Here is a 24,686-nt window from a genome sequence, read left to right on the forward strand (position 1 = left end):
CATCCGGATCAACGCTAGACCCGGCTCGCTTAGTTCCGCACGTATCAGCCGGCCACCTGCCATCCTCTGCCTCGCGCGCCCCACGCCCGAGGAGATGCCCGATGCGCCGGACCTTGCTGCTCGCCGCCCTGCTGGTGACCCCCGCCGCGCCTGCGCACGCCGCGACGCCGTCCGGCACGCCGGTCGCGTACGTCCGGCACGACCAGGCGATGGCGTACGGCGTAGTGGCCGTCGCCGACGCCTCCGGTCCGGTGGCCCTGCCCACCCCGCCCGGCCCCGCGGGGCGCCACCCCAGCTCCCCCGTCGGCTGGCTCAGCCCGACGCGCCTGCTCGTGCAGGGCCAGGACCGGGACTACTCGCCGCGGCTCTGGCTCGCGGTCGTCGACGTCCCCTCCCGCTCGACCGTCGCCCGCGCCGGCTGCCCCGCCTGCCAGGTCGGCGTGGCCGTCGACGACCGCAGCACCGTGGGCCTGCTGACGCTGTCGAGCGACGGGTCCACCGGCCGGGTCGCGCGCTTCGACGCGACGCTCCGCCGCACCTCGCTCGCGACGGTCCGCGGGCTGCCGCGCCAGCCGGCCTTCCAGCGCCCCGTCGGCTGGACGCTGGCCGGCGTCCGCAGCTCCGGCGTCGTGCTGCTGCTGCCGGACCCGGCGGGCGTCAGCGCGTACGGCGGTCCGCTGCAGGTCTGGACCGTCGACTGGTCCGGCCGCGCCCACCGCGTCACGACGACCGCGGGCAACGTGGGCGCCGGGCAGGCCGCGCTCTCTCCGGACGGGACGCACCTGGCGTACGACGACGGCTTCCGCGGCGGTGCCTGCGCCGACGAGCACCTGCCGACGGTGCTCGACCTGCGCACCGGCCGCACGGTCACCCCGCACCTCCCCGCCGCCCTGCGGCACGGTGTCGAGGTCTTCACCACGCAGGTCTCCTGGCTTCCCACCGGGCGGCTGACGTTCGGCTGGGAGAACTCCGGCTCGAACGGCGACCCGGGCTCGCCGTGCCCGCACAGCCCGCTCGTCGGCCCCGACGTCTACACCTGGGACCCCGCGCAGCCCGGTCACGCCGTGGTCCGCGTCGAGAGCGGCGCGCTCGCCGCCCGTACGCTGCCCGACGGGACCCGGCTCGTCGTGCGCGACCAGCCCGGCACGGACGACGAGGAGCTCGCCCTCGCGGTCGTCAGCCGGGGCGGGACGGCGCTGCCGGGGACGGCCGAGGCGTACCCGCCGGTGCTCGTGCCCTGAGCCGTTCCTAGGCTGCTCGAACCGCATCGATGCGAAGGAGCAGCACATGCAGTACCGCACTCTCGGCGCCAGCGGGGCGGCCGTCTCGAACCTCGCCCTCGGCACCATGACGTTCGGCTCGGAGTCCTCGGAGGAGGTGTCCTTCGCCCAGCTCGACGCGTTCGTCGAGGCCGGCGGGACGCTCGTCGACACCGCCGACGTCTACTCGGCCGGCGTCTCGGAGGAGATCATCGGGCGCTGGTACGCCGCCCGACCCGCCGACGTCACCGACCGGGTCGTGCTCGCGACCAAGGGCCGCTTCCCCATGGGCTCGGGCCCCAACGACCTCGGCACCTCGCGCCGGCACCTGCGCCACGCGCTCGAGGCGTCGCTGCGCCGGCTCGGCCGCGACCACGTCGACCTCTACCAGCTGCACGCGTGGGACCCGTACACGCCTGTCGAGGAGTCGCTGCGCTTCCTCGACGACGCCGTCAGCGCCGGGCTGATCGTCTACCCCGGCGTCTCGAACTTCACCGGTTGGCAGCTGCAGAAGGCCTGCGACATCGTCGCCGTCCGCGGCTGGGCGCCGCTGGTGACGCTGCAGCCGCAGTACAACCTGCTCGTCCGCGAGATCGAGTGGGAGATCGTGCCGGCCGCGCAGGAGAACGGCCTCGGCCTGCTCCCGTGGTCGCCGCTCGGCGGCGGCTGGCTCACCGGCAAGTACCAGCCCGACACCCCGCCGACCGGCGCGACCCGGCTCGGGGAGAACCCCGACCGGGGCGTCGAGTCGTACGCCCGGCGCAGCGTGCAGCAGCGCACGTGGGACGTCGTCGAGGCCGTGCGTGGGGTGGCGGAGGAGACCGGAGCGTCCATGGCGCAGGTCGCGCTGTCGTGGGTGACCGACCGGCCCGCCGTGACGTCCACGATCCTCGGCGCGCGCAGCCTCGAGCAGCTGCAGGACAACCTCGGCGCGGCCGACCTGCACCTCTCCGCCGAGCAGACCGCGCGGCTCGACGAGGCGAGTGACCCGGGGGCGGCGGACTACCCGTACGGCGTGCCGGGCGTGCAGCAGCGCAGCCGCAAGATCGAAGGCGGCCGGTAGGTCCTCTGCTCGCTAGGAGCGGCGGGGGCGTGCGCGGCAGGATGGTCGCGTACGCCCCCGTGGCCCAACTGGCAGAGGCAGCGCTCTTAAACAGCGTCGAGTGTGGGTTCGAACCCCACCGGGGGTACGCCGCTCGCACTCGTCACACCGGCGTCTCCACGGCTGCCGATGGGGCGAGCAGCACGACCCCACCGGCCGCGACGACGGCGCCCGCGACCAGCTCGGCCCACCCGTGCACCCCGTGCGCCAGCGGCGCGCGCAGCAGGGCCGCAGCCAGGACGGCACCGACCACGGGCTCCACCACGGTCAGCGCCGCGAGCGGCGCGCCGATGCTCCCGTGCTGGAAGGCCGCCTGGCTCAGCAGCAGCCCGAGAGTCCCCGCGGCGAGCGCGAGCCAGGGCGACCAGCCGAGCAGCACCCCGAGCCCGGAGCCGGACAGCCCGCGCACGGCGACGGCCAGCGGCACGGCGGCCGCACCGGCCGCGACACCGGCCGCGGCGCCCGTCATCGCTCCCGCGCCGCGGGTCCACTCGCGGGCGGCGACCAGCAGCGCACCCCCGAGCGCCACCAGGACCACGACGGCGACGGCGCTCGGCGGCGCATCGGGGGAGGCCGAGCGGGCGGAGACCCGGGCCAGCCCCGCGAGCACGAGCAGGATCCCGCCGCAGCACGCCACGACCCCGATGAGCTCGGCGAGGGCGAGACGCCGGCGGGCGAGCAGCGCGGCGACCACGACGGCGACCGGCAGGCCGGCGACGATGACGGCCTGCACGAGCGTCACCGCACCCCAGCGCAGCGCCAGGGCCTGGAGCACGATCGCGGTCAGCTCGAGCGGCCAGGACGCGAGCCACGCGGGACGCCGGGCGAGGCTGCCGAGCAGGGCCGGGTCGAGCGGCCCGCGCTTCTGCACCAGTCCGGCCTGCGCGTGCTGGAGCGCGCTCGCGAGGCCGAAGCACGCCGCAGAACCAGCCGCGCAGCCGACGGCGAGGGCGACGGACACCGGGCGACCCGTCAGGCCGCGATCGGAGGAGGCGTGAGGCCGTGCTCGCCGACGGTGCCCACGGCCAGCCCGAGCCGCTCGCAGGCGTCGAGCACCAGCGGCACCGCGCCGAGCGTGGCATGCCAGGACAGCGGCGAGGAGGTGCAGTCGGAGTCGTGGAGCAGCACGGTCGCCCCGCCGCGCAGGTCGCGCCCGACGAGCGCCGCGACCGACTCGGGCGTCGCCTGCTCCTCCCAGTCGCGGCCCCACGCCGTCCAGAGGACGGTCTGCAGCCCGAGCTGGCGCGCGGCGACGAGGTCCGCGGCGGTCAGCGCGCCGTACGGCGGGCGGAAGAACCTGGGCCGTACGCCCGTCTGCGCCTCGAGCAGGTCGACCGTCCGCTCGAGCTGCTCGCGCGTCGCCGGCCCGGGCAGGTGGCGCAGGTGGTTGCGGTGGTCCCACGAGTGGACCGCGACCTCGTGCCCCTCGTCGACGATGCGCCGGGCGAGCCCGGGGTGGCGCACGGCCATGGTGCCCAGCAGGAAGAAGGTCGCGCGGACGCCCCGCTCGGCGAGCAGGTCGAGGAAGGCGGGCGTGCTCGCGGAGTCGGGGCCGTCGTCGAAGGTGAGGGCGACGTGGTCGGTCCTCCCCGCGCCGTTGACGCGCGGCCACAGCGGCTTGAGCGGGGGGACGAAGGTCAGCAGCGGCGCGGCCTGCACGGCCCCCAGTGCGGCGGGCAGCGCGAGCGCCGCGCCCCTCCGGCGGAGCAGGCTCAGAGCCGCCACAGCCCGCCCCACGGCCTGACGGCCAGGCCCTGCTCCCGGGCGTCCGCCTCGAAGGCCGCGATGTCCGTGTCGACGTCGGACGGGTCGACGCCGCGGAGGTCCAGCACGACCTCCTCGGCGTCGCGCAGGCGCGGCAGGACGTCGGGCTGCACGACGGCGTCGGCCAGGCCCACGGTCGTCGCGGTGCGCGTCAGCAGCACCGAGCGCGGGCTGTCGGGAGGGACGACGACGGGGGCGCGGCTCTGCCCGCTCGCGCTGGCGACCAGCCGGGCGCTGTCGAGGACCCGGCGCCGGTCGGCCATGAGGTGGAGGCCGCCGCGCATCGGGCACGGGCCCGTGAGGATGCTGACGCCGTCCGCGCGCATGCGGCGCACGGAGTCGGGCGCTGCCGCGGCTACGGCGCCCGGGACCACGGCACTGATCCCCCGGCGCACCAGTGCGGCCGAGGCCTCCGGCGACGCGACCTCGCGGGCGTCGAGCAGCGCGCCGACGAAGACCGCGTCGGTGCTCTGCGGCGGACGGGTCACGCCGATCCCGTGCTCCGCCGCCTCGGAGACCGCGAAGGCGAAGGACGGCCCGCTGACCGGCAGGGCCAGCGCGGCCAGCACCGCGGTGGCCGTCACCGCACGGGGCACGCGGCGCGGAGCCGCCGCCAGTCGACGCCGCTGCGGCACCGGCCGCGCGCGCTCGAGGAGCAGCGGGGTCGGGTCGGCCTGGAACAGCGCCCGCGCCCGGCCCGACATGGCACGGCCCTCGTCGGTGCCCGCGTAGCGGCGGACGAGCCCGACGAGCTCGCGGTCGTCGGCGGCCATCGCCGCGACGCCGTTGTCGCGCATGACCGCGGCGTTGCGCCGCCCGTGCCCGGGCAGGCAGGCGTGGCCGATGACGGGCACCCCCGCACCGAAGCCCTCGAGGCTCGACAGGCCGCCGGCGTTGTGCACGACGACGTCGGAGGCGGCGAGCAGCCGGCGTACGTCGTCGGTCCAGCCGACGCACAGGGCGTCGGTGCGCTCCTCGAGCCGCTCGCGCAGCTCGGCGTTGCGACCGCAGAGCACGATGGCGCGGGCGGCGGCGCCGTCGGCGAGGGCCGCGACCGTGCGCTCGACGTCACCCGCGCCCCAGGAGCCGGCGACGACGAGGACGACGGGGTCGGAGGTGCCGGCCAGGCCGAGCGAGCGCCGCGCGCACTCGCGCTCGGCCGCGGTCACCGGCGAGGCGTGCACCGGCGGGATGACCGGACCGACGACGAGCGCGGCGCGCGCGCCGCGCCGCAGCGCCTCCTCGGCGGTGCTCGTGTAGACCGCGAGGTACGCGTCGGTGCCCTCGTCGAGCCACATCTCGTGGACGTCGGGGTCCGTGAGGAAGGTCAGCGCGGGGACGTCGAGCCGCTCCTCGCGGCGCAGCCGGCCGAGCGCCTGCCCGGCGAGCGGGTACGTCGCGACCGCCAGCCCGTAGCGGCCCCGGCGCACGGCGCGCAGCAGGCGGCGCCGCGCGAGCCCGGCGAACGCGTCCGCCACCGCCTCCATGGCGCGGTTGCGGTCGAGGTTGGCGTAGAGCCACTCGTAGGTCTCCGGCGCGTAGCGCAGCTGCGCGAGGTACGCCCGCTTGACCACCCGCCCGAGGCGCAGCGGCAGGAAGTCGAGGTAGTCGACGACGTCGGCCCGCGCGCCGGACGCCTGCATGCGGCGGGCCAGCTCGTAGGCCACCCCGTCGTGCCCCGCGCCCATGCTCGCGGACACGAGCAGGACCGCCGGCCGGGTGTCGGCGTGGACGGGAGCCGTCGCCTCCGCCGTGTCCGGGGCGCGGCGGGGTGCGGGCAGGGCGCGGTGCCGGGGCGTCGTCGTCCTCACGCTCGGTAGCCTCCACCCGGCGCGCCGGGCCCGTCGTCGGGCTGGGGGAGGAGACGACCCTGGTCCACGTCCCCCAGAGGGCGGACCACTGCAGCACGATGCCAGACCGCGCGGGTGCCGCGCGGCAGCGGCGCGCGACCGGTCACAGGTAGGTCTTCCGCTGGTGCAGCGCGTGCGCGCCGGCGACCCGGTCGAGGAACAGCAGGCCGGCGCAGTGGTCGATCTCGTGCTGGTAGGCCCGGGCCTCGAAGGCGTCGGTGTCGACGACCAGCTCCTCGCCCGTCCCCGGCACGCGCCCGACGACGACGAGCCGGCCCGCGCGCTTGACGTCACCGGTCAGGTCGGGCACCGACATGCAGCCCTCGCGCCCGCGCTCCCACCGGCTGGCCTCCGCGACGCGGGCGTTGGCCAGGACGACGGTGCCGTGCACGGTCCGCGCCTTGGGGTGCCCGGTGACGTCGAGCGAGAAGAGCTGCGCGGCGACGCCCACCTGCGGGGCGGCCAGCCCCACGCACCCCGGCGAGACCCGCTGCGTCGCGAGCAGGTCGGCGGCGAGCTGCACGACGTCCGGGTCGAGCGGGTCCACCTCGGGCGAGGGGGCCGAGAGCACGGCGGCGGGGGCCCGGACGACGGGGAGGACGCGCCCTCCGGGCAGCTCGGGCAGCAGGCTGCCGCTGGTCGCGCTGGTCACGGAAGCGGCCTAGAGCAGGTCGGCGTCGAGCGGGCGCAGCGTCGCGTCGACGCCGAGGCCCGTCGCGGCGCTGCGGACGGCCGCCTCGAGGGCGGGGACGTCCGTGCCCTCCGGCAGGTCGACCTCGGCGAGCAGGACGTAGAGCTCGCCGGACAGCCGCGTGGTGAGGTCGGTGACGTTGCCGCCGACCGCGGCGAGCTCGCCGGTGAGCGCGGAGACGATGCCCGGGCGGTCGCCGCCGTGCACGGACAGGAGGTACGCGCTGCCCGCCGCCCGCTCCCCCGCGGAGGGGTGGACCTCGCGGACGCTGACGGCGAGCCGGTCGTCGTCCGCGAGCGGCGCGAGCGCGGCCTCGACCTCGGCGGCGCCGGCCTCCGCGGTGACGACGAGCACCATGGCGAACGAGCCGCGCAGCAGCGTCATCGTCGAGTCCTCGAGGTTGCCCCCGACCGCGGCGAGGGCGCGCGTGGTCTCGGCGACGATGCCGGGCCGGTCCTCGCCGAGGACCGTGACGGCGAGCTGGGGCACGCTACTGGCCGGCGCCCTTGCCCGGGCCGGAGATGACCTTCTGCTCGGGCTTGTCGGCGGCGGCGGGGGCCGGGTCGGCCTTGGGGCGCGGCGCGTACTCGATGAACTCGCGGCGCGGGCGCTGCAGCGAGCCGAGCGAGACCACGTCGCGGCGGAAGAGCAGCGCGGCCGCCCAGTCCAGCTGGACCTCGATCTTGCGGCGCAGCGTGGGGACGCGGCTCATGTGGTAGACGCGGTGCATCATCCACGCCGGCCAGCCCTTGAGCTTGACGCCGTAGACGTTGGCCACGCCCTTGCGCAGGCCGAGGCCCGCGACGGAGCCGGCGTACTTGTGCTCGTACTTCTTCAGCGGCTCGCCGCGCAGCGTCGCCACGATGTTGTCCGCGAGCACCGGCGCCTGGCGCACGGCGTGCTGGGCGCTGGGGCTGCAGAACTCGCCCGGGCCCTTGGTGAGGTCGGGGACGCCGGCGCAGTCGCCCGCGCCCCAGGCGCCGTCGGCGCCGTCGACCGCGAGCTCGGCGGTGCACTTGAGGCGGCCGCGCTCGTCGAGCGGCAGGTCGCTCGTGCCGAGGACCGGGTTGGCCTTGACGCCGGCGGTCCAGACGACCGTGTTGGTGTCGAACTCGGTGCCGTCGGAGAGCACGACGTGCCCGTCGACGCACGAGTTGAGGAACGTCTTGAGCTTGATCTCCGAGCCGCGGGCGCGCAGAGAGTCGAGCGTCCAGACGCCCATCTCCGGGCCCACCTCGGGGAGGATCCGGTCGGCGGCCTCGACGAGCACCCAGCGCAGGTCCTGCGGGGTGATCGTCTCGTAGAGGCGGGTCGCGTAGCGGACCATGTCCTCGAGCTCGGCGAACGCCTCGATGCCGGCGTAGCCGCCGCCGACGAAGCAGAAGGTGAGCGCGCGCTTGCGCAGCTCCGGGTCCGTGCTGGACTCGGCGAGGTCGAGCTGGTCGATCACGTGGTTGCGGAGGAAGATCGCCTCCTCGACGCGCTTGAAGCCGATGCCCTGCTCGGCGAGGCCCGGGATCGGCAGGATGCGCGCGACCGAGCCGAGCGCGACCACGATGTGGTCGTAGGAGAGCTCGATCGGCTCGCCGTCGTGGGGCTTGACCTTGACGACCTTGCGGCCGTGCTCGATCCCGGTGACGTCACCGGTCACGATCTTCGCGCTCGGCAGCACGCGGCGCAGCGGCACCACGATGTGGCGCGGCTCGATGTTGCCCGCAGCGGCCTCGGGGAGGAACGGCTGGTAGGTCATGTAGGACCGGGAGTCGATGACGACGACCTCGGCCTCGTCGCTGCGCAGCTTCTTCTGCAGGCGCAGCGCCGTGTACATGCCGACGTAGCCGCCGCCCACGATCACGATGCGCGGTCGGCCCGAGGTCTCCGGTCGAACGGTCATGGGAGCAGGGTATCGGAGCGGACCGACGCAGCCGAAACGGGCTCGTCCGCGACGGCCGCGAGCGGCAGCCCGGCGAGCTGCGCCGCGCGCCCGAGGACCGCGTCCATCATGCTCGGGGTCAGCCTGCCGGTGAAGGTGTTCTGCTGGCTCGGGTGGTAGCTGCCCACCACGGTCAACGAGCCGACGCGCACCTCGGTTCCGTGGCCGAAGCGTGGCGCGGGCCGGGGCACTGCGGCCCCCGACCGCGCCAGCGCCGCCAGCAGCGCCTGCCAGGCGAAGCCGCCCAGGGCCACGGCGACGGAGGCGCTCGCTGTGGCGAGCTCGAGCTCGCGGTCGAGCCACGGCGCGCACGTGTCCCGCTCCCCCGGCGTCGGCTTGTTGTCGGGCGGTGCGCAGCGCACGGCGGCGAGCATCCGCACGCCGAGCAGGCGCTGCCCGTCCCCCGCCGCGAGGCTCGTCGGCAGCGCGGCGAGACCCGCGCGGTGCAGCGCCGCGAACAGGAAGTCCCCGCTGGCGTCGCCGGTGAAGATCCGGCCCGTGCGGTTCCCGCCGTGGGCCGCGGGCGCCAGCCCGACGACCAGCAGCCGCGGCGCGGGGTCGCCCCAGCCGGCGATGGGCCGGCCCCAGTAGGCCTGGTCGGCGTACGCGCGGCGGCGGGCGAGCGCGGTCTCCTCGCGCCAGGCGACGAGGCGCGGGCAGGCGCGGCACACGCTGACCCGGGCGTCGAGCTCGGCGAGGTCGTCCGTGCGCGCGAGCTCGAGGACCTCGTCGGCGTCGCGCGCGACGGGGGTCGACGGCGTGGCGGGGTCGCCGGGCCAGCCGGAGCCGGGCGGGACGAAGGGGTGCCGCTCACCGGGCAGGGCCGGGCCCGGCCCCCCTGCCGGCGGCGGAACCATGGTCTAGTCCTGCCAGGACGGACGGGGCGAGGGGACGGGCATGCGCACGAGTTCGGGTCGCAAGTGGCTCCTGCAGAACGTCATGCCGGTCCTCCCGGTGTCGATGGAGCAGCGGCGCCGCGCACTGGTCGCCCTCGGGGTGCAGGTCGGCGCGGGCACGCGGGTCGGCCCCGGCTGCCTCGTCTACGGCGACGTCCAGATCGGCGACCGCGCGTACGTCAACGCCCAGTGCTACCTCGAGGGGTCAGTCGTGGTCGAGGACCAGGTCTACCTCGCTCCCGGGGTCCGCCTGCTCGGCACCACGCACGAGATCGCCGGCCCGGACCAGCGCGCCGGCGACCTGCGCCGCGCTCCGGTGCGGGTGGGGCGCGGCTCGTGGATCGGAGCGGGGGCCGTGGTCCTGCCCGGCGTCACGGTCGCGCCGGGCTGCGTCATCGCGGCCGGAGCGGTCGTGACGCGCTCGACCGAGCCCGACGGCCTGTACGCCGGCGTCCCCGCCGCCCGGACCCGCGACCTCTGACCCGAGCCGGCTCGAGCGCGCTCAGGCAGGGCCGGGCGTCCCGCCGACGGGGCCGTCGCTGCCGCCGACCTCGGTCTCGCCGCTGCGGAAGGCCTCGTCGTCCGGGTCGTCGTCCCGCACGCCCTCGCCACCGCCCTCGACGATGGGCGCCACCGGGACCACGCCGGGCCCCGTGCCGCTGGAGCTGCCGCCGGAGATCGCCGGCGCGATGAGACCCACGCCCTCGTCGTCCGTGGTGGAGCCGGTGGGCTCGTCGGGAGTGACCGTCATGGTGTCCTCCTGCTCGGTGGGGCCGTCGAGGGGGTTCTGCCCCCTGCGGCGGCCTCCAGTCCCCCGGTCAGCCGGCTCAGCCGAGGTTCAGCCGATGCTCCAGGCGATGCCGTCGAGGATGTCGTGCTCGCTGATGACGACCTCGGTCACCGCGAGCCGGTCCACGACGGTCTGCAGCACCAGCGCGCCGGCACCGATGACATCGACGCGCCCCGGGTGCATGAACGGCAGGGCCGCACGCTCCGCCGCCGGCGCGAGCAGCAGCCGCGACGTCACGTCGCGGACGTCGTCGGCGGCGATGCGGCTGCGGTGGATGAGCGCGGAGTCGTAGCGCGGCAGGTCCAGCGCCATCGCGGCCACCGTGGTCGCGGTGCCGGCGACCGCGACCAGCGTGCGCGCCTCGCGCAGCGGCACCTCGGCTCCGGCGGCCGAGACGGCGGCCTCGGCGTCGGCGCGGACCGCGGCCACCTCGTCCGTGGTCGGAGGGTCGTGGCGCACGTGCCGCTCGGTCAGCCGCACGCAGCCCACGTCGACCGAGCGCGCTGCGCGGACGCCCGAGGCGTCGCCCAGCACGAACTCCGTGGAGCCGCCGCCGATGTCGACCACGAGGTACGGGCCCGGCACGCCCGCCGCCGTCAGCTCACGGGTGGCGCCGGCGAAGCTCAAGGCTGCCTCCTCCTCGCCCGTCACCACCTCGGGCTCGACGCCGAGGACGTCGCGGACGCCGTCGACGAAGTCCTGCCGGTTCTCGGCGTCGCGGCTGGCCGACGTCGCGACGAACCGGACCGCGGTCGCGCCGTGCTCGCGGAGCGCCTCCGCGTAGGTGCGCGTCGCGGCGAGCGTGCGCTCGAGCGCCTCGGGGGCGATGCGGCCCGTACGGTCCACGCCCTGGCCGAGCCGCACGACCTCCATGCGCCGGTCGACGTCGACGAGCGTGCCGGTCTCGGCGTCGACGTCGGCGACGAGCAGGCGGATGGAGTTGGTGCCGCAGTCGATGGCGGCGACGCGGCGGGAGGTCACGGCCCGACCCTACTGGGCGGCCCCGACAGGGTCAGGACAGCCGGCGGCGCACCGAGGCGAGGGCAGTGCCGAGGGCGAGGAGGACCGCCCCGACCACGGCGAGCGCGCCGAGGGGACCGGCGCCGGTGTGGGCGAGCTCCCCGGGCACCGGACGGGCCGGCGTCGTCACGGTCGGCGCGTCGGGCGCCGTGCTCTCGGTGGCGGAGGGGCTGGAGGACGGCCGGGTCGGTGAGGCTGCGGGCGAGTCACCGGCCGCGCTCTCGGTGGGCCGGGCGGACGGAGCGGGCGAGGACGCCGCCGGAGGGGTGGTCGGTGGCACGACGTCACCGGGGGTCCGGGGGGTGGGAGTGCCCGACGGAGCGGGCGGCGCAGCGGCGGGCGAGGACGCAGGGGCCGTCGACGAGGGGGAGGTGGTCGTCGTCCCCCCGGAGGGGACCGTCGGCGAAGCGGAGCCCGTCGACGGCGCGTCGGACGGGAGCAGCTCCGACGGCGAGGGGCTCGGCGACGTGGTCGTCGGGCTCGGGCTGGTCGTGGGGCTCGGGCTCGCGGACGTGGGCGAGGGGCTCGACGACGTGCCCGTCGGGCTGGGGCTGGACGTCGGTGTCGGGCTGTCCGACGGCGTGGTGCTGCACGTGCTCAGCGGGGACAGGTAGCCGATGAAGTAGAAGGTCCCGACCGGCCAGAGGGTGGACGTCAGCCGCTCAGGAGCGGGACCCATGACGAGGTCCACCTGCGCGCACGCCGGGACGCGCACGTGCAGCGTCCCGAACCCCCGCACCACGTCGAAGCGGGTCTGCGGGTACTGCGCCGGAGGCGCGTCGCGGACGTACGAGACGAGCGTCGCGAGGGCGTCGGGGCAGGCGTCCGCCTTCGGCGTGATCGTCGCCGTCCCGGACGCTCCGTCGAAGGTGTAGCTGAAGGCGCTACGGCCGTACGAGCAGGTCGCGCTCGGCGACGGCGCGGCCGCGGCGCTGCCGCTCGGCGCCGACGACCCGGCGGCCAGCGCGGGGGAGGCACCGGCTGCCGCACCCACGAGGGCGAGGAGCAGGGCCGGGGCGGCAGCGGACAGCGGCCGCGGGCGGCTCCGGCTCACAGGACCTCCAGGATGCGTGGTTCGTGTCGACGTGCCCCGGAACATCCGGGGGCATGCCGGAATCTACAGGGACGGGCCAGCACCACCCGTACGTGTGACGCACGGTCCCGCCCGCCACCACTCCCCCAGCGCGGCGACCGCCTCGTCGCCGAGCGGGTTGACGCCGGGCCCCGCCGCCAGCGCGTGGCCGACGAGGACGTGCAGGCACTTGACCCGCTCCGGCATGCCGCCCGCGCTGACGCCCTCGATCTCGGGGACGTCCTCGACCGCGGCCCGCCGAGCCAGGTAGTCCTCGTGGGCAGCGGCGTACGCCGCCCGCAGCTCCTCGTCCCCGACCAGCCGCTCGGTCATCTCACGCATGGTCCCGGCGGACTCCAGCGTGCTCGTGGCGCCGGTCGCCCGCGGGCAGGTGAGGTAGTAGAGCGTCGGGAACGGCGTGCCGTCCGGCAGCCGAGGCTCGGTCTCGACGACGTCGGGGTTGCCGCAGGGGCAGCGGTGCGCGACCGCGCGCACGCCGCGGGGCGAGCGGCCCAGCTGGAGCCGGACGGCCTCGAGGTCGCGCGGGTCGACGGGCGAGGTCACTTGGCGGTGTCGGCGGCGCGGACCGACTCGAGGACGTTGCCGAACCACGGCCGCTCGGACGAGACGGCGGTCGCGCGCGCGGGAGCGGTGGAGCGGCTGCTCGGGGCGCCGACCACGACGTACTGGCGCTCACCGGGGTAGACCATGTGCAGCCTGGCGTGGGCCTGGGCGGCGATGAAGGCGGGGTCCTGCCAGCGCTGGTAGTCGGCGACCTGGACGTCGAGGTCGGCGTGCTGCTGGGCGACCTTGGTGCGCAGGGCCGCGATCTCCGAGCGCTGGGCGAGGTACTCGCGCAGGGGGTACGCCAGCGACAGCGAGAGCACGCAGACGACCAGGGCGAGCACGGCGGCCCGTGTCGTGAGCCCGCTGCGGGGCACGAGGGCGCGGGGCCGCGGCCGGGCGGGAGGGGCGTCACGCCGGGCGGCGGGACGCGCCACCGGGCCGCGCGCCGGACCCGAGCCCGGCCGCTGGCGAGCGGCGCGAGCAGGGGTCCGGCGTGCAGTCACGGCAGCAGTCTGCCTCAGGGGCAGGGGATCTAGCCCTGCGCCGCGCGCGGGAAGGACGAGCGACCGGCGTAGACCGCCGCGTCGTCGAGCTCCTCCTCGATGCGGAGCAGCTGGTTGTACTTGGCCACGCGCTCCGAGCGGGCCGGGGCACCGGTCTTGATCTGGCCGCAGTCCGTGGCGACCGCGAGGTCCGCGATCGTCGTGTCCTCGGTCTCGCCCGAGCGGTGCGAGAGCATCGCGCGGTAGCCGGCGCGCTGCGCGAGCGACACCGCGTCGAGGGTCTCGGTCAGCGTGCCGATCTGGTTGACCTTGACGAGCAGCGCGTTGGCCGTGCCTGCGGCGATGCCGCGGCCGAGGCGCTCGGGGTTGGTGACGAACAGGTCGTCGCCGACGATCTGCACCTTGCCGCCGAGCTCGACGGTCAGGGCGTTCCAGCCGTCCCAGTCGTCCTCGGACAGCGGGTCCTCGATCGAGACGAGGGGGTACGCCGCGACGAGCTCCGCGTAGTAGGCCGTGAGCTCCTGCGACGAGAGCTTCTTGCCCTCGAAGGAGTACGTGCCGTCTGCGAAGAACTCGGTCGCCGCGACGTCGAGCGCGAGCGCCACGTCGGTGCCGAGCGTGAAGCCCGCCTTGTCGACGGCGCGCGCGATGAGGTCGAGCGCGGCGCGGTTGTTGGGCAGGTCGGGGGCGAAGCCGCCCTCGTCGCCGAGGCCGGTCGCGTAGCCCTCGGCCTTGAGCACGGACTTCAGCGAGTGGTAGACCTCCGCGCCCCAGCGCAGCGCCTCGCGGAACGTCGGCGCACCGAGCGGCGCGACCATGAACTCCTGGATGTCGACGCCGGTGTCCGCGTGCGCACCGCCGTTGAGGATGTTCATCATCGGCACGGGCAGCACGTGGGCGTTCGGGCCGCCGAGGTAGCGGAACAGCGGCAGCGACGCGGACTCCGCAGCGGCCTTCGCCACCGCGAGGGAGACGCCGAGGATCGCGTTGGCGCCGAGTCGGGCCTTGTTGGGCGTGCCGTCGAGGTCGATCATCGTCTGGTCGATGATCCGCTGCTCGCTGGCGTCGATCCCGAGCAGCTCGGGGCCGATCTCGTCGAGGACCGCGGTGACGGCCTTCTCGACGCCCTTGCCGCCGTAGCGCGACTCGCCGTCACGCAGCTCGACGGCCTCGAAGGCACCGGTCGAGGCGCCGCTCGGCACCGCGGCGCGGGTGATGGTGCCGTCGTCGAGGGCGACCTCGACCTCGACGGTCGGGTTGCCTCGCGAGTCGAGGATCTCCCGCGCTCCTACGGCGTCGATGCTCGCCACGTCGTACTCCTCATCGTTGGCTGTCGCTTGACGGGTCCGGGGCGCATGCCCCGGGCGACGTTGACGGAGGGGATGCGGCTAGAGCCTACCGGCGGACGAGGGGACGGAGTCGCCGCCGGTGTGGTCGAAGCGCCCTCGCGCGTGCTCGAGAATGGGCAGACTCTGCGTCTCGACGCCGACCAGGAGGATGCATGGAGCGCGTACGCGCTGGGAGTCTCGCCGTCGCCGTGCTCGGTGCGGCCCTCGCGGTGCTGCCCGCCGCGCCGGCGGGCGCCGCTGCCCCGCCCGTCGCCAAGCCGGAGACCCTCTGGCTCGACACCTCGGCCGGGGGGACGGCGACGGCGCCCGTGCCGGCAGTCCGGACGGCGCGCACCTGGGCCACCGGCGAGTACGCCGTGGTGGTCGTGCGCGGGACGTACTCCAAGTGGGGCGCGGACTTCTGGCGGCACGGCACGGTCTGCGGCCACCCCGACAGGAGCGCGCAGGCCCCCAGCTCGCCTTCCGTCCGCCAGGCGTACGCGGGCTCCGACGCGGAGTGGACGTTCGGGGTGCCCTACGCCTGCCCGCAGTTCCCGGTCGCGCTGCCGGCACGGGAGGGGCTGCAGGTCGACGCCGGAGCGGGGTTCCAGCACCCGGCCCTGCTGACCGCGGTCGGCAGCCGCCCGAGCCCCGACCACGCCTACCGGTACGCGCTCGCCGGGAGCGGCCACCGGCTCGCCCTGCGCATCCAAGACAGCATCCCGGGCGACAACTACGGGCTGCTGCAGGTCTTCGTCCGCTCCGCCGTGGCAGCGGACTGCGCGAGTACGGGGTGGCAGGCCTTCCGCTCCTTCGCCAGCGCGACCGCCTGCCGAGCCGCGCTGCCCGCGGTCCGGGCCGCCGCTGCGCCCGGGGCGAGCATCCTCGTCGACGCGTTCCCGCGGCGGACGACCAGGGGGTCCGCCGTCGTCCTCCGCGCCCGCGCCCGCGCGACCGCGGGCGCGGTCACCTCGGCGCGGCTGGAGCTGTGGACCCGGACGACGGGGTCGTGGCACCGGCTGCGGACCCTGCGCCCGGACCAGACGGGGAGCGTCTCGGTGCGGCTCGTCCCCGCGGTGACCGCGAGCTACCAGTGGCGGGTGGCCGGCACGCGGACGACGAGCCCCGTCCGCGTCCTCACGGTCCGCTAGCGCCCTCAGCGGAGCGGACGGTGGCGGCGTAGCGCCGCACGGCCGCGCGGAGCGTCGCCTCCGGGTCGACCCCGTCGGCGCGCAGCCGGGCGACGGTGCGCAGCAGGTCGTCGCCCGGGTCGTCCCCCTGCACCGGGACGTCGAGCCCGGCGCGGTCGACCCGGCCGAGGACCTTGGCCGCGAGGGCGAGCGCCGGCTGCCCCATGGGCACGCCGTCGACCGCCGACGCCCTCCCCTTCTCCTGCCGCTTGATCGCGTCCCAACCCCGCTCCGTGTGCGCGTCGGACGGGGTCCCGGCGAAGACGTGGGGGTGCCGGCGGACGAGCTTGTCCGTGATGCCGGTGGCGACCTCGTCGATGCCGAAGCGCTCCTCCTCGGTCCGCTCCTCGGCGATGCGCGCATGGAAGACGACCTGCAGCAGGAGGTCGCCGAGCTCCTCGCGCAGGTCGGTCGCTGACCCCTGCTCGATGGCCTCGATGACCTCGTAGGTCTCCTCCACGAGGTACTGCACGAGGCTCTCGTGCGTCTGCTCGGCGTCCCAGGGGCAGCCCCCGGGACTGCGGAGCCGGTCCATCAGCGCGACGAGGTCGAGCAGCCGCGAGCCCGGCAGCTCGACGGCTCCCACGACGACCGCGGACCCGTCCGGCACGGCCGCAGCGACCTCCCCGTCCACGACCCAGGCGCCGTCGCCCGGTGCGTCGACGGACTCCTCCACCGCCAGACCGGCCGCCCGCAGGGCGGGCACGTGCGGGGCGGCCGAGGGGTGGAACGCCACCGCGGACGCGGCGCGCAGCGCGTCCCAGGCCTCGGCGGTGAGCAGACCGGGGGCGACCCGTCGCGAGACCAGGACGGCGACGAGCTCGGTCATCCCGCGCTGGAGCCGGTTCCCGCGCCGGAGCCCGCGGCCGGGGTCGCGAGCCCCCCGCTGGCGAGGGGCACGATCCCGCTGCGCGGGTCCCACCTCCCGAAGCGCGGGCTGACGTGGATGCCCGAGCGGACCGCCTGCTCCTGGAGGGCCTTGCTGATGGCGGCGTCGCGCTGGTCGGCCACCTCCGCACCGCCGGGCACGAGCACGGCGCCGACCTTCTGCGACAGGACGACCAGCCGCAGGTAGTCGTCCGTGCCCGATCTCGGCACGTCCTGCTGCAGCAGCGTCTGCTGGAGCTGCTGCTCGCCGCCGAGCTGGGCCACCGCCTGGGCGCGCAGCGCGTCGAGGTCGCCCTGGCTCACGGTCACGGCCGGGTGCTGTCGCGCCGCGACCTGCTCGAAGAGGACGCGCTGGACGGCGTACTCCAGGGTCTTCTGCACCGCGTCCGACCCCGTGGCCCCAGGCGACTCCGCCTCGAGGTCGGAGACCTGCCTCGAGATCGAGGCTGCGGAGATGCGGGTCCCGCCCACGACGGCGGCGGCACCGGGTCGTGACGGGTCGCAGCCCGCGGCACCGAGGGCGAGCAGGACGGTGAGGGTCAGCGCCGATGCCGACCGGACGGGGATCTGCACGCGCCCACCGTATCCGCCGTCCGCGCGGCGGGTCAGCCGACGCTCACGAGGTCGACCGCGCCGGTCGCGAGGTCCTTGCGGTAGAAGTCGTACGTGCCGTTGGTGTCGCTCGGCACGAGGGCGTCGCGGGTGCGGAAGATGACGTACGCCGCGTTGCCAGAGATGTCCGGGAGCTCTGCGTCCGCTGCGACGAGCCGTGTCCCTCCGCCCGGCGCGAGGCTGGTGAGGAAGACGTCGGTGCCCGCCCCGTCCGGGTCGTCCGGGGTGAGGCCGGGGGTGGTGGAGTCGTAGACCACCTCGCGGCCGTGCTCCGAGAGCGACGGGTGCAGCGCGGAGCCGTTGCCGTCGGGGTCGGGGGGCAGGCCGAGCAGGCGGTCCGTCCCGGGAGCGACGTCGCGGACGACGACGGGCGTCCGCCACGGCGGCCCGTCCTCCGGCTCGTACATGCGCCGCTCGTACGCCACGGTTCCGCCCCCGGCGTCGACCACCGCGCCGGTGGGCCCGGCGGAGTAGGGCGACAGCTCGAAGGGGCTCGACCCGACGGTGACCACGGCTCCGGTCACCATGTCCTTGCGGACGATCTGCCAGTCGCTCAGGCTCCGGGCGCCGAACGCGGCCGCGACCGTCTCGAAGACGACGTACCGGCCGTCCGCGCTGATGTCGCTGACGCGCGAACCGTCGTCGCCGGGCGCCCCGGAGCTCGTCGCACTGACCAGTCGCCGCTCACCGGTCTGCAGGTCGACGCGGTAGACCTGCTCGGGGTAGAAGGGCGTGGAGGTGAACTCGGCCGAGTCCGCCGTGAACGCGACGTAGCGGCCGTCCCCGGAGATGCGCGGGTGGGAAGCGGCGGTCTCGAGGGGCGTGCCGCTGGGCGTCGGGAAGGGGATACGCCGCGTCGTGCCGAGCACCGTGTCGCGCACGAAGTTCCCGACGAGCGGGTCGTCAGGCGGCCGTACGTCCCCCGGGACGAGGTCTGTCGCGGACGACGAGAAGGCGACGTAGCGACCGTCGTCGGACACCGACGGGTCGTACGACAGCCCGTTCCCCGTCCCCCCGTGCACCGACGCGCTCACGAGCAGCGTCCTCCCCGCCTTGACGTTGCGGAGGAAGACGTCGGTCGCGCCGTTGCGGTCGTCCGGGACCAGGTTCGTGGCCTCGCTGGAGAACACGACGTCGCGCCCGCGGCCCGTCGTCAGCGCCTGGTAAGACGGGCCGTTCCCCACGACCGGCGTCCGGTCGGCGGCCGCGGCGCTGGGCGCGGCGAGCAGGCCGGCGGGGGCCAGCACGGCGATGGCGGTGACGACGGCGAGCCGCTTCGAGCGCACGGGGACCTCCGGGGCGGTGGGACTGCGAGGGGGTGGCGTCAGCCCACGCTCACGAGGTCGACAGCCCCCGTGGCGAGGTCCTTGCGGTAGATGTCCGAGGTGGCGTTCGTGTCCTGCGGCACGAGGGCGGCGTAGGTCTGGAAGGTGACGTAGGCGGCGTTGCCGGAGATGTCGGGGCGGTCCGCTCCCGCCGCGACCAGGGTGGTGCTGCCGCCCGCTCCGAGGGTCGTGAGGAACACGTCCCGCCCCTCACCGTCGGGGTCGTCCGCCGTCAGCCCCGGCGTGCTGGAGTCGTAGACCACTGCCGTGGCGTGCTCGGAGAGCGCCGGGTGGTTCGCATCCCCGCTCGCCGTGGGGTCCGCCGGCAGCCCGAACGACCGCTCCCTCCCGCTGGCCACGTCCCTCACGACGACCGGCGAGCGGAACGGCGGCCCGTCCTCGTAGGCGAACACCCGCCGCCAGTACGCCACGGTGTCGCCCTTGCCGTCGAGGTCGATGGCCGAGGAGGCGGTCCCGAGCGGGTTCGTCTCCTGCGGGCTGAAGCCCAGCTGGACCAGGGCGCCGGTGACCATGTCCTTGCGCACGATCCGCCACTGCCCACCGCCGAACGTGTTCGCGAGGGTCTCGAAGGCGACGTAGCGGCCGTCCGCGCTGATGTCCCCGACCCGGGAGCCGTCATCCCCAGGGACCCCTGCGCTGGACGCGCTGACCAGCCGGAGCTCCCCGGTCGCGAGGTCGTAGCGGTAGACCTGGACCGGGTAGAAGGGCTCCTCCGGGAAGTCGTCGGACTGCGCGGTGAAGGCGACGTAGCGGCCGTCCCCGGACAGGTGAGGGAACGGGTCGCCGTAGTCCACGGAGCCGGTGTACGGCGGGAGCGGGACCTGCCGGGTGGTGCCCAGCACCGTGTCCCGCACGAAGACGCCGAAGGGCTGGTTGCTGCTGGGGGTCGTCTGGCCGGAGACGAGGTCCGGCGCCGTGGAGCTGAAGGCGACGTAGCGGCCGTCGTCGGAGATCGAGGGCTCGAACGACGTGCCGTGCGCCGTCCCTCCCGTGGTCGAGGCGCTGACCAGCAGGGTCTTCCCGCTCTTCAGGCCGCGGACGAAGACGTCGCTGCGGCCGTTGAGGTCGCCCGGGACCAGGTTGCTGGCCTCGCTCGTGAACGCGACGTCGCGCCCGCGGCCCGTCGTCACCGCCTCGGAGGCGGGACCGTTGCCGATGACCGAGGTGCGCACGGCGGCACCAGCCGGGGATGCTGCCGCCGTGAGCGCGGCGGGAAGGAGCAGACCTGCAGTCGTTGCGCCGGCGACGATCCTGCTGCGCACCACGGGTGCCCCCTCAGATGGACTGGCGTCGGTTCGAACCTAGGGGGCGGCAGGGCGTCATGACAACAGGGCGCTGTGCCTCTCGGCACGGTCGTCCCGCTGGGCCGGGTGGGTGGTCCAGGTCGGCAGCCGGGTGACGCGGCTACAGCGCCCGGCCAACGGGACGACGTGTGCGGCATGGCAGTCCGCTTCCGCTCGCCCCTCATCTGCCTGCTCGCGACAGCGGCTGCTCTCTCGAGCCCTTCCTTCCCCGCTGAGGCAGGTACGACCTCGGCGAGGACACGCGCCGCCGCGGTGGCGGCTCCGACCGCGCAGACGGCTCTGGCACGACAACTCGAGGACCTGCTGCTCGGTCAGGTCGACGACCTCACCAGGAGGACGTCCGCGAGCGACACCGACTGGTACGCCAACGGGACCTGGACCGCACCGACTGCCGTCCTGGCGAGCAGCCGTGCGTCACTGGGGGTCGCGGTAGCCGCAGCCGTCGCCAGCTCGCGGACGACCGGGGCGAGAGCGACGGCGCTGCGGCGCCTCGCCATCGCGGGAGTGGACGCCACCATCCGCAAGTACCGCCTGCCGAACGGCGCTTTCAGCACCTCGATCGCCGCGTCGTCGGGGGACGTCGACACGGTCTTCCTGTCCACCACCATCGCGCAGGCCTACCTCGCGCTGGGCCCGGGGCTCGACGCGGCCACTGCCCTGCGGTGGCGCGACAGCGTCACCGGCGCGGCGGACTTCCTCGTCCGCAACGGGAACCTGCACTGGTACACGAACGGCAACATCAACATCGGCAACGCGGCCGTCATGGCTGCGGCCTACCGGCTGAGCGGTCGCGCCGAGTACGCGCAGGACACGTGGACCGCTCTGTCCTACGCGGTCGCTCCCGACCAGTCTAGGTGGCCTGGCGCGGGGCTCATCCTCACGCAGGCTCCACGACGTGGCGACGGGGCGGACGGCAGGGGCTACTTCGCCGAGACCGGTGCCGGCGGGACGGGCTACGACCCGGAGTACACCACCGTGCAGGCGGACTTCCTGTCCAAGCTCTACCTCTTCAGCGGTCGACCTGAGGTGCTCCGACTCGTGAACCTGCTGGTGAACCAGATGATGTCGCGGGTCGACGTGGGCGACTGGCACCTCGACACGAGCGGCGGCAGCAGGCACACGGGCAGAGACTGGCGCTTCTTCACGACGCCTGCCTTGGCCCTCATGGCATGGCGCGGCGGCCGTCCTGATCTGCAGAGCCGCGCGCAGGCCCAGTTCACCCGAGCCGTCCACGAGAACTACACCATGCCCATCCAGTACGACGGCCCGAACGGCTGGTACGGGCTGTCCTCGCAGCCGGCGCTGGAGCTGCAGCTCCTGGTCGCACGGCTCGCCCCGGGGTTCCCCGCTCCTCCGGCGACCACTGCGGGAAGCACCGCGCTGCGCCGCGTCCGACCTGTCAGGAGCTGACGGCAGGGGCCCGGCGCAGGTCCAGGACCCGCGGCTCGGCAGGCGACGCGAGCACCGTCGCTCCCGCAGGAACGTCCTTGGTCACGAGCGAGTTCGCTCCGATGAGGGCCCCTGCGCCGACCCGCACCGGTCCGAGCACCGTGGCTCCGGGGCCAACGAAGACGTCGTCCTCCAGCACGGGCGCCCCCTTGGCCGTGCCGGCCAGGGTCACCCCGTGGAGGATCTGGCAGTTCCGCCCGACTCGCGCCCCGCCGCTGACGGCGATGGTGCCGTAGTGCGGGAGGCGGAGTCCTGCATCGACGATGTTCAAGGGGATCGTGTACCCCATGCGACGGCTGTGCGCGATGAAGCGCAGCCGGAGCAGGACGCCCACGGCACGTCCCAGGGGGGAACGGCGGGTGTTGCACCACCACTCGGTCACCCTCAGGCGCACGAGCCACCTGGTCTGCGGCTCGGTCACCAGCGTGCGGAGCACGTTGCCGCGGTACCGCCCGAGATCGGCTTGCACGTGCTCACGCAGGTCCTGCCACCGCCCGATCACTGCGCGACCTTGTCGAGGTCCAGCACCGCGGGCTCGCGAGGGCCCTTGATCTCGCTGCGGGGAGCGCGCGCCGCGCCGCCAGCAGGCACGTCGACGGTGACGACGGCCTGCGCGCCGATCGACGCACGGTCACCCACTGATATCCCTCCGACGAGCACGGCGTGGGACCCGATGAAGACGTCGTCGCCAACCCGCGGAGAACCTCCGCGACCGTGTCCGAACACGACCCCCGCCATGATCCGGCACCTCGAGCCGATGCGGGCCCGCGGACCTATGACGACCCCTGTCGGGTGGTAGAGCTGCAGCCCAGGACCCACCGCCGCCTCGTGCGACACGTCCGCACCGGTGAGGGCGACGTTGACCGCCTTGATGAGGTACGCCAAGACAGCGGAGCGGGGGAAGACGAACTGCGCGAGACGGAAGAGCGCGACGGCCTGCAGACGTTGCAGCAGCACGACGCGCACGACCTGGTCGATCGCCGTCCGGGGAGGTCGGTCGGCGTCCTCCCGGTAGGCGGCGAGATCCGCTCGGAGGAGCGCCACTGCGTCAGCGGTCGTCATGCGCACGCTCTGGTCCCTTCCCGTCACGTCCGATGGGCCGAAGCACGCGCCGGGCGGGCCGGCGCGCGCACCACCACGTTGGGGACCTGTCCAACCTAGCGCGGTTGCGCCCCCGAGGAGAAGTACGTCCCGGACGAGGAGGCTCGGGTCCCGCGTCCCCTTGGCCGCGATCCTCCCGCTACGCCCCGCTCGTCACCGAGTGTCACGCGTGAGGATGGACGCGCCCAGACGGGTGGAGATGGCTCTGGAGTGGCGGTCGGGCTCCAGATGAGCATCCGATGAGACCGAGACATAGGTCATGCTCCCCAGGACCACCCGCACCGCTCCCCGTCGCCTGATCAAGGGCATCGCCGCCGCTGCCTGCTTCTCCGTCCTCGCCCTGCCCCTGCCTGCCCATGCCGACGCTTCGAGCTTCCGGAGCGTGGCGGACGCTCGCCTCCGCACGCTCGTCAGCAGCGAGGTGGACAGGCTGGTGGCGAAGGTCGACGACAAGGACGACAACTGGTACGCGGACGGGTCCTGGAACGTGCCGACCGCGGTCTCGGACGTCTGGCGCGTCCTGATGGGTCCGGGTGTCGCCGGGGCTGTCGCCGGCGGCAGTGCCGCTCAGCGCCAGCTGGCGGTCGACTCAGTCGATGCCATGATCCGCGACCACCGTCTGAGCGACGGCTCCTTCGGCACGTCCGTGACCACCTCGGGCAGTGAGGTCAACACCACCTTCATCTGCGTGAGCATCGCGCAGGCGTACCTCGCCATGCAGTCATCCCTCGACGACGCGCACAAGGCCTCGTGGACTGCTGCTGTCGCCGGTGCGGCGGACTACCTGGTGAAGAACGGCAACCTGCGCTGGTACACCAACGGCAACATCAACCTCGGCAATGCGGCCGTCATGGCCGCCGCGTACCGCATGACGGGGAACCAGAAGTACGCAGACGCCACGTGGACGGCGCTCTCCTTCGCGGTCACGTCCAACCAGACCGTCTGGCCCGGCACCGGCCTCATCCTGACCACTCCGCCCACGCGCGCCGACGGCTCGGACGGCGCGGGCTTCTTCGCCGAGCAGGGAGCGGGAGGCACCGGCTTCGACGGCGAGTACACCATGGTGCAGGACGACTTCTTGTCTGCGCTGTACCTGTTCACCGGCAGCCCCCGGGTGCTGCGGCTGCTCAACCTGCTGACGAACCAGCTGCTGCAGCGCACTGACCAGAGCACGTGGCAGCTGGACACGAGCAACGGGACTCGCCACACGGGCACGCACTGGCGGTACTTCATCACCCCAGCTCTCGGGATCCTCGCCGGGCGGGGCGGCCGGTCGGACCTCGAGGTCGCCGCGCAGAGCCAGCTCTCGACGATCGAGGCCAACTACACCGCCGACTTCCAGTACGACGGCCCCAACCCCTGGTACGGGCTCGCCTCCGAGCCGGCGATGGAGCTGCAGGTCCTCGGCATGGACTCCGGGACGGGCTTCCCCGAGCCGGCGGCCGGTGCGTACCCCGCGCTCGACGCGGCCCCTCCGGCACCTGCCGGCGCCCCTGCCCCGCCGCCCACGGCCCCGACCTCTGCCACCGACCCGTCCGTCGCCGTCTCGGCGAACGTCTCGACGGTCATGGACACCGACCCTGTCGTCTTCCAGGGAGTGGTGCACAACCTGCCGACGCTGTCGGGCGTCACGGCGACCCTCCAGCAGCAGAGCGGAGGCGGGTGGACTCCCGTCGCGTCCGGCATCACGGACGCGGCTGGCTCGGTCGTGTGGGTGCTGACCCCCCACACCAGCGCGACCTACCGCATCGTCACCACGGCGACGGCGACGCAAGCCGCTCTGACCAGCGGTGCGACGACGACGGTGGCGGTACGGCCCAAGGTGGTCCTCAGCTCGGCCGTCAGCAGCACGGCTGCCGTCGACGGCGACCCCGTGACCTTCACCGGCACCGTCGCCAACGCCCTCACCCCCGCCGGCATCCCGATGCAGCTCCAGCAGCAGACCAGCACCGGCTGGACCACCATCGCCACCACCACCACCGACACCACCGGCACCGGCACCTTCACCCAGACCCCGCACA

The 24,686-nt window shown here is 74.7% G+C and carries 26 protein-coding genes, 1 tRNA gene and 1 pseudogene; 9 read left to right on the top strand and 19 right to left on the bottom strand.

Going from position 1 to position 24,686, the window contains the following annotated elements; genetic code table 11:
• Window positions 1–101 precede the first annotated feature (101 nt).
• The 3 genes from EV189_RS13620 (at window position 102) to EV189_RS13630 (ending at window position 2,449) form a co-directional block, all read left to right on the top strand.
• Window positions 102–1,241, top strand: a complete 1,140-nt coding sequence (locus tag EV189_RS13620) for a TolB-like translocation protein (RefSeq protein ID WP_130493473.1) — start codon at window positions 102–104, stop codon at window positions 1,239–1,241.
• A 46-nt stretch (window positions 1,242–1,287) separates the two neighbouring features.
• Window positions 1,288–2,322, top strand: a complete 1,035-nt coding sequence (locus tag EV189_RS13625; protein ID WP_130493474.1) for an aldo/keto reductase — start codon at window positions 1,288–1,290, stop codon at window positions 2,320–2,322.
• Between the two features lie 53 nt (window positions 2,323–2,375).
• Window positions 2,376–2,449, top strand: a tRNA-Leu gene (locus EV189_RS13630).
• Window positions 2,450–2,464: 15 nt separating this feature from the next.
• On the opposite strand, the gene EV189_RS13635 is transcribed toward EV189_RS13630, so the two are convergent.
• The 7 genes from EV189_RS13635 to EV189_RS13665 all read right to left on the bottom strand — a co-directional run bounded on the left by EV189_RS13635 (window position 2,465) and on the right by EV189_RS13665 (window position 9,456).
• Window positions 2,465–3,322: a hypothetical protein gene (locus tag EV189_RS13635; protein ID WP_130493475.1), complete on the bottom strand. Its 858-nt coding sequence runs from the start codon at window positions 3,320–3,322 to the stop codon at window positions 2,465–2,467.
• An 11-nt stretch (window positions 3,323–3,333) separates the two neighbouring features.
• Window positions 3,334–4,086, bottom strand: a complete 753-nt coding sequence (locus EV189_RS13640) for a polysaccharide deacetylase family protein (RefSeq protein WP_231116373.1) — start codon at window positions 4,084–4,086, stop codon at window positions 3,334–3,336.
• Window positions 4,074–5,936 carry an MGDG synthase family glycosyltransferase gene (locus EV189_RS13645; RefSeq protein ID WP_130493476.1) on the bottom strand — a complete coding sequence of 621 codons (1,863 nt, stop codon included), beginning with the start codon at window positions 5,934–5,936 and terminating at the stop codon, window positions 4,074–4,076. The genes EV189_RS13640 and EV189_RS13645 overlap by 13 nt, the downstream gene beginning before the upstream one ends.
• Window positions 5,937–6,078: 142 nt before the next feature.
• The gene (locus EV189_RS13650) at window positions 6,079–6,627 is read right to left on the bottom strand and encodes a peptide deformylase (RefSeq protein ID WP_130493477.1); all 549 of its coding nucleotides are present in this window, start codon (window positions 6,625–6,627) and stop codon (window positions 6,079–6,081) included.
• Window positions 6,628–6,636: 9 nt separating this feature from the next.
• Window positions 6,637–7,155, bottom strand: a complete 519-nt coding sequence (locus EV189_RS13655; RefSeq protein ID WP_130493478.1) for a glycine cleavage system protein R — start codon at window positions 7,153–7,155, stop codon at window positions 6,637–6,639.
• Between the two features lies 1 nt (window position 7,156).
• Window positions 7,157–8,560 (bottom strand): NAD(P)/FAD-dependent oxidoreductase, encoded by a 1,404-nt coding sequence (locus tag EV189_RS13660; protein ID WP_130493479.1) that lies wholly within the window; start codon window positions 8,558–8,560, stop codon window positions 7,157–7,159.
• Window positions 8,557–9,456, bottom strand: a complete 900-nt coding sequence (locus EV189_RS13665) for a uracil-DNA glycosylase (protein WP_130493480.1) — start codon at window positions 9,454–9,456, stop codon at window positions 8,557–8,559. Before EV189_RS13665 ends, EV189_RS13660 begins: the two co-directional genes overlap by 4 nt.
• Before the next feature lie 40 nt (window positions 9,457–9,496).
• On the opposite strand from EV189_RS13665, the gene EV189_RS13670 reads away from it, so the two are divergent.
• The gene (locus EV189_RS13670; RefSeq protein WP_130493481.1) at window positions 9,497–9,976 is read left to right on the top strand and encodes an acyltransferase; all 480 of its coding nucleotides are present in this window, start codon (window positions 9,497–9,499) and stop codon (window positions 9,974–9,976) included.
• A gap of 21 nt (window positions 9,977–9,997) precedes the next feature.
• Here the strand turns inward: EV189_RS13670 and EV189_RS20250 are convergent, their stop codons facing one another.
• The 3 genes from EV189_RS20250 to EV189_RS13685 form a co-directional block, all read right to left on the bottom strand.
• Complete coding sequence (locus tag EV189_RS20250; protein ID WP_165400294.1) at window positions 9,998–10,246, bottom strand: hypothetical protein; 249 nt, start codon at window positions 10,244–10,246, stop codon at window positions 9,998–10,000.
• A gap of 87 nt (window positions 10,247–10,333) precedes the next feature.
• Window positions 10,334–11,266, bottom strand: a complete 933-nt coding sequence (locus EV189_RS13680; protein WP_130493482.1) for a Ppx/GppA phosphatase family protein — start codon at window positions 11,264–11,266, stop codon at window positions 10,334–10,336.
• 31 nt (window positions 11,267–11,297) lie between these two features.
• Entirely contained in the window at window positions 11,298–11,435 is a 138-nt protein-coding gene (locus EV189_RS13685) for an LPXTG cell wall anchor domain-containing protein (RefSeq protein WP_130493483.1), read from the bottom strand.
• A 28-nt stretch (window positions 11,436–11,463) separates the two neighbouring features.
• Here EV189_RS13685 and EV189_RS13690 point away from each other — a divergent pair, with 28 nt between their 5' ends.
• Both EV189_RS13690 and EV189_RS13695 read left to right on the top strand, forming a co-directional pair.
• Complete coding sequence (locus EV189_RS13690; protein ID WP_130493484.1) at window positions 11,464–11,919, top strand: hypothetical protein; 456 nt, start codon at window positions 11,464–11,466, stop codon at window positions 11,917–11,919.
• A 63-nt stretch (window positions 11,920–11,982) separates the two neighbouring features.
• On the top strand, window positions 11,983–12,180 hold the full coding sequence (locus EV189_RS13695; protein WP_130493485.1) for a hypothetical protein: 198 nt from the start codon (window positions 11,983–11,985) through the stop codon (window positions 12,178–12,180).
• Window positions 12,181–12,422: 242 nt separating this feature from the next.
• Here EV189_RS13695 and EV189_RS13700 read toward each other — a convergent pair whose 3' ends face one another.
• Genes EV189_RS13700 through eno form a run of 3 tightly spaced genes read right to left on the bottom strand, consistent with a single transcriptional unit; the run spans window position 12,423 to window position 14,757 of the window.
• Window positions 12,423–12,941, bottom strand: a complete 519-nt coding sequence (locus EV189_RS13700; protein WP_231116374.1) for a DUF501 domain-containing protein — start codon at window positions 12,939–12,941, stop codon at window positions 12,423–12,425.
• Complete coding sequence (locus tag EV189_RS13705) at window positions 12,938–13,447, bottom strand: FtsB family cell division protein (protein ID WP_165400295.1); 510 nt, start codon at window positions 13,445–13,447, stop codon at window positions 12,938–12,940. The genes EV189_RS13700 and EV189_RS13705 overlap by 4 nt, the downstream gene beginning before the upstream one ends.
• A gap of 29 nt (window positions 13,448–13,476) precedes the next feature.
• On the bottom strand, window positions 13,477–14,757 hold the full coding sequence (gene eno, locus EV189_RS13710; RefSeq protein WP_130493488.1) for a phosphopyruvate hydratase: 1,281 nt from the start codon (window positions 14,755–14,757) through the stop codon (window positions 13,477–13,479).
• Between the two features lie 191 nt (window positions 14,758–14,948).
• Here eno and EV189_RS13715 point away from each other — a divergent pair, with 191 nt between their 5' ends.
• On the top strand, window positions 14,949–15,926 hold the full coding sequence (locus tag EV189_RS13715; RefSeq protein WP_130493489.1) for a hypothetical protein: 978 nt from the start codon (window positions 14,949–14,951) through the stop codon (window positions 15,924–15,926).
• Here EV189_RS13715 and EV189_RS13720 read toward each other — a convergent pair.
• From EV189_RS13720 to EV189_RS13735, 4 genes are read right to left on the bottom strand one after another with little or no spacing between them, the layout of a single operon-like run.
• Complete coding sequence (locus EV189_RS13720; RefSeq protein ID WP_130493490.1) at window positions 15,913–16,794, bottom strand: MazG family protein; 882 nt, start codon at window positions 16,792–16,794, stop codon at window positions 15,913–15,915. The two genes, EV189_RS13715 and EV189_RS13720, sit on opposite strands and share 14 nt — an antisense overlap.
• On the bottom strand, window positions 16,791–17,426 hold the full coding sequence (locus tag EV189_RS13725; protein ID WP_130493491.1) for a hypothetical protein: 636 nt from the start codon (window positions 17,424–17,426) through the stop codon (window positions 16,791–16,793). The genes EV189_RS13720 and EV189_RS13725 overlap by 4 nt, the downstream gene beginning before the upstream one ends.
• Window positions 17,427–17,458: 32 nt before the next feature.
• Window positions 17,459–18,751 (bottom strand): TolB family protein, encoded by a 1,293-nt coding sequence (locus EV189_RS13730; protein WP_130493492.1) that lies wholly within the window; start codon window positions 18,749–18,751, stop codon window positions 17,459–17,461.
• A gap of 38 nt (window positions 18,752–18,789) precedes the next feature.
• On the bottom strand, window positions 18,790–20,076 hold the full coding sequence (locus EV189_RS13735) for a TolB family protein (protein WP_130493493.1): 1,287 nt from the start codon (window positions 20,074–20,076) through the stop codon (window positions 18,790–18,792).
• A 291-nt stretch (window positions 20,077–20,367) separates the two neighbouring features.
• Between EV189_RS13735 and EV189_RS13740 the strand changes: the two genes are divergently transcribed.
• Entirely contained in the window at window positions 20,368–21,525 is a 1,158-nt protein-coding gene (locus tag EV189_RS13740; RefSeq protein ID WP_165400296.1) for a hypothetical protein, read from the top strand.
• Here EV189_RS13740 and EV189_RS13745 read toward each other — a convergent pair.
• Complete coding sequence (locus EV189_RS13745) at window positions 21,515–22,000, bottom strand: serine acetyltransferase (RefSeq protein WP_130493495.1); 486 nt, start codon at window positions 21,998–22,000, stop codon at window positions 21,515–21,517. The genes EV189_RS13740 and EV189_RS13745 overlap by 11 nt on opposite strands.
• Before the next feature lie 62 nt (window positions 22,001–22,062).
• Window positions 22,063–22,626, bottom strand: a complete 564-nt coding sequence (locus EV189_RS20995) for a serine O-acetyltransferase (RefSeq protein WP_130493496.1) — start codon at window positions 22,624–22,626, stop codon at window positions 22,063–22,065.
• A 421-nt stretch (window positions 22,627–23,047) separates the two neighbouring features.
• On the opposite strand from EV189_RS20995, the pseudogene EV189_RS13755 reads away from it, so the two are divergent.
• Window positions 23,048–24,686 (top strand): annotated as a pseudogene (locus EV189_RS13755) (hypothetical protein); the annotation flags it as partial.

Source organism: Motilibacter rhizosphaerae, assembly GCF_004216915.1.
GTDB classification, from domain to species: Bacteria; Actinomycetota; Actinomycetes; order Motilibacterales; family Motilibacteraceae; genus Motilibacter; species Motilibacter rhizosphaerae.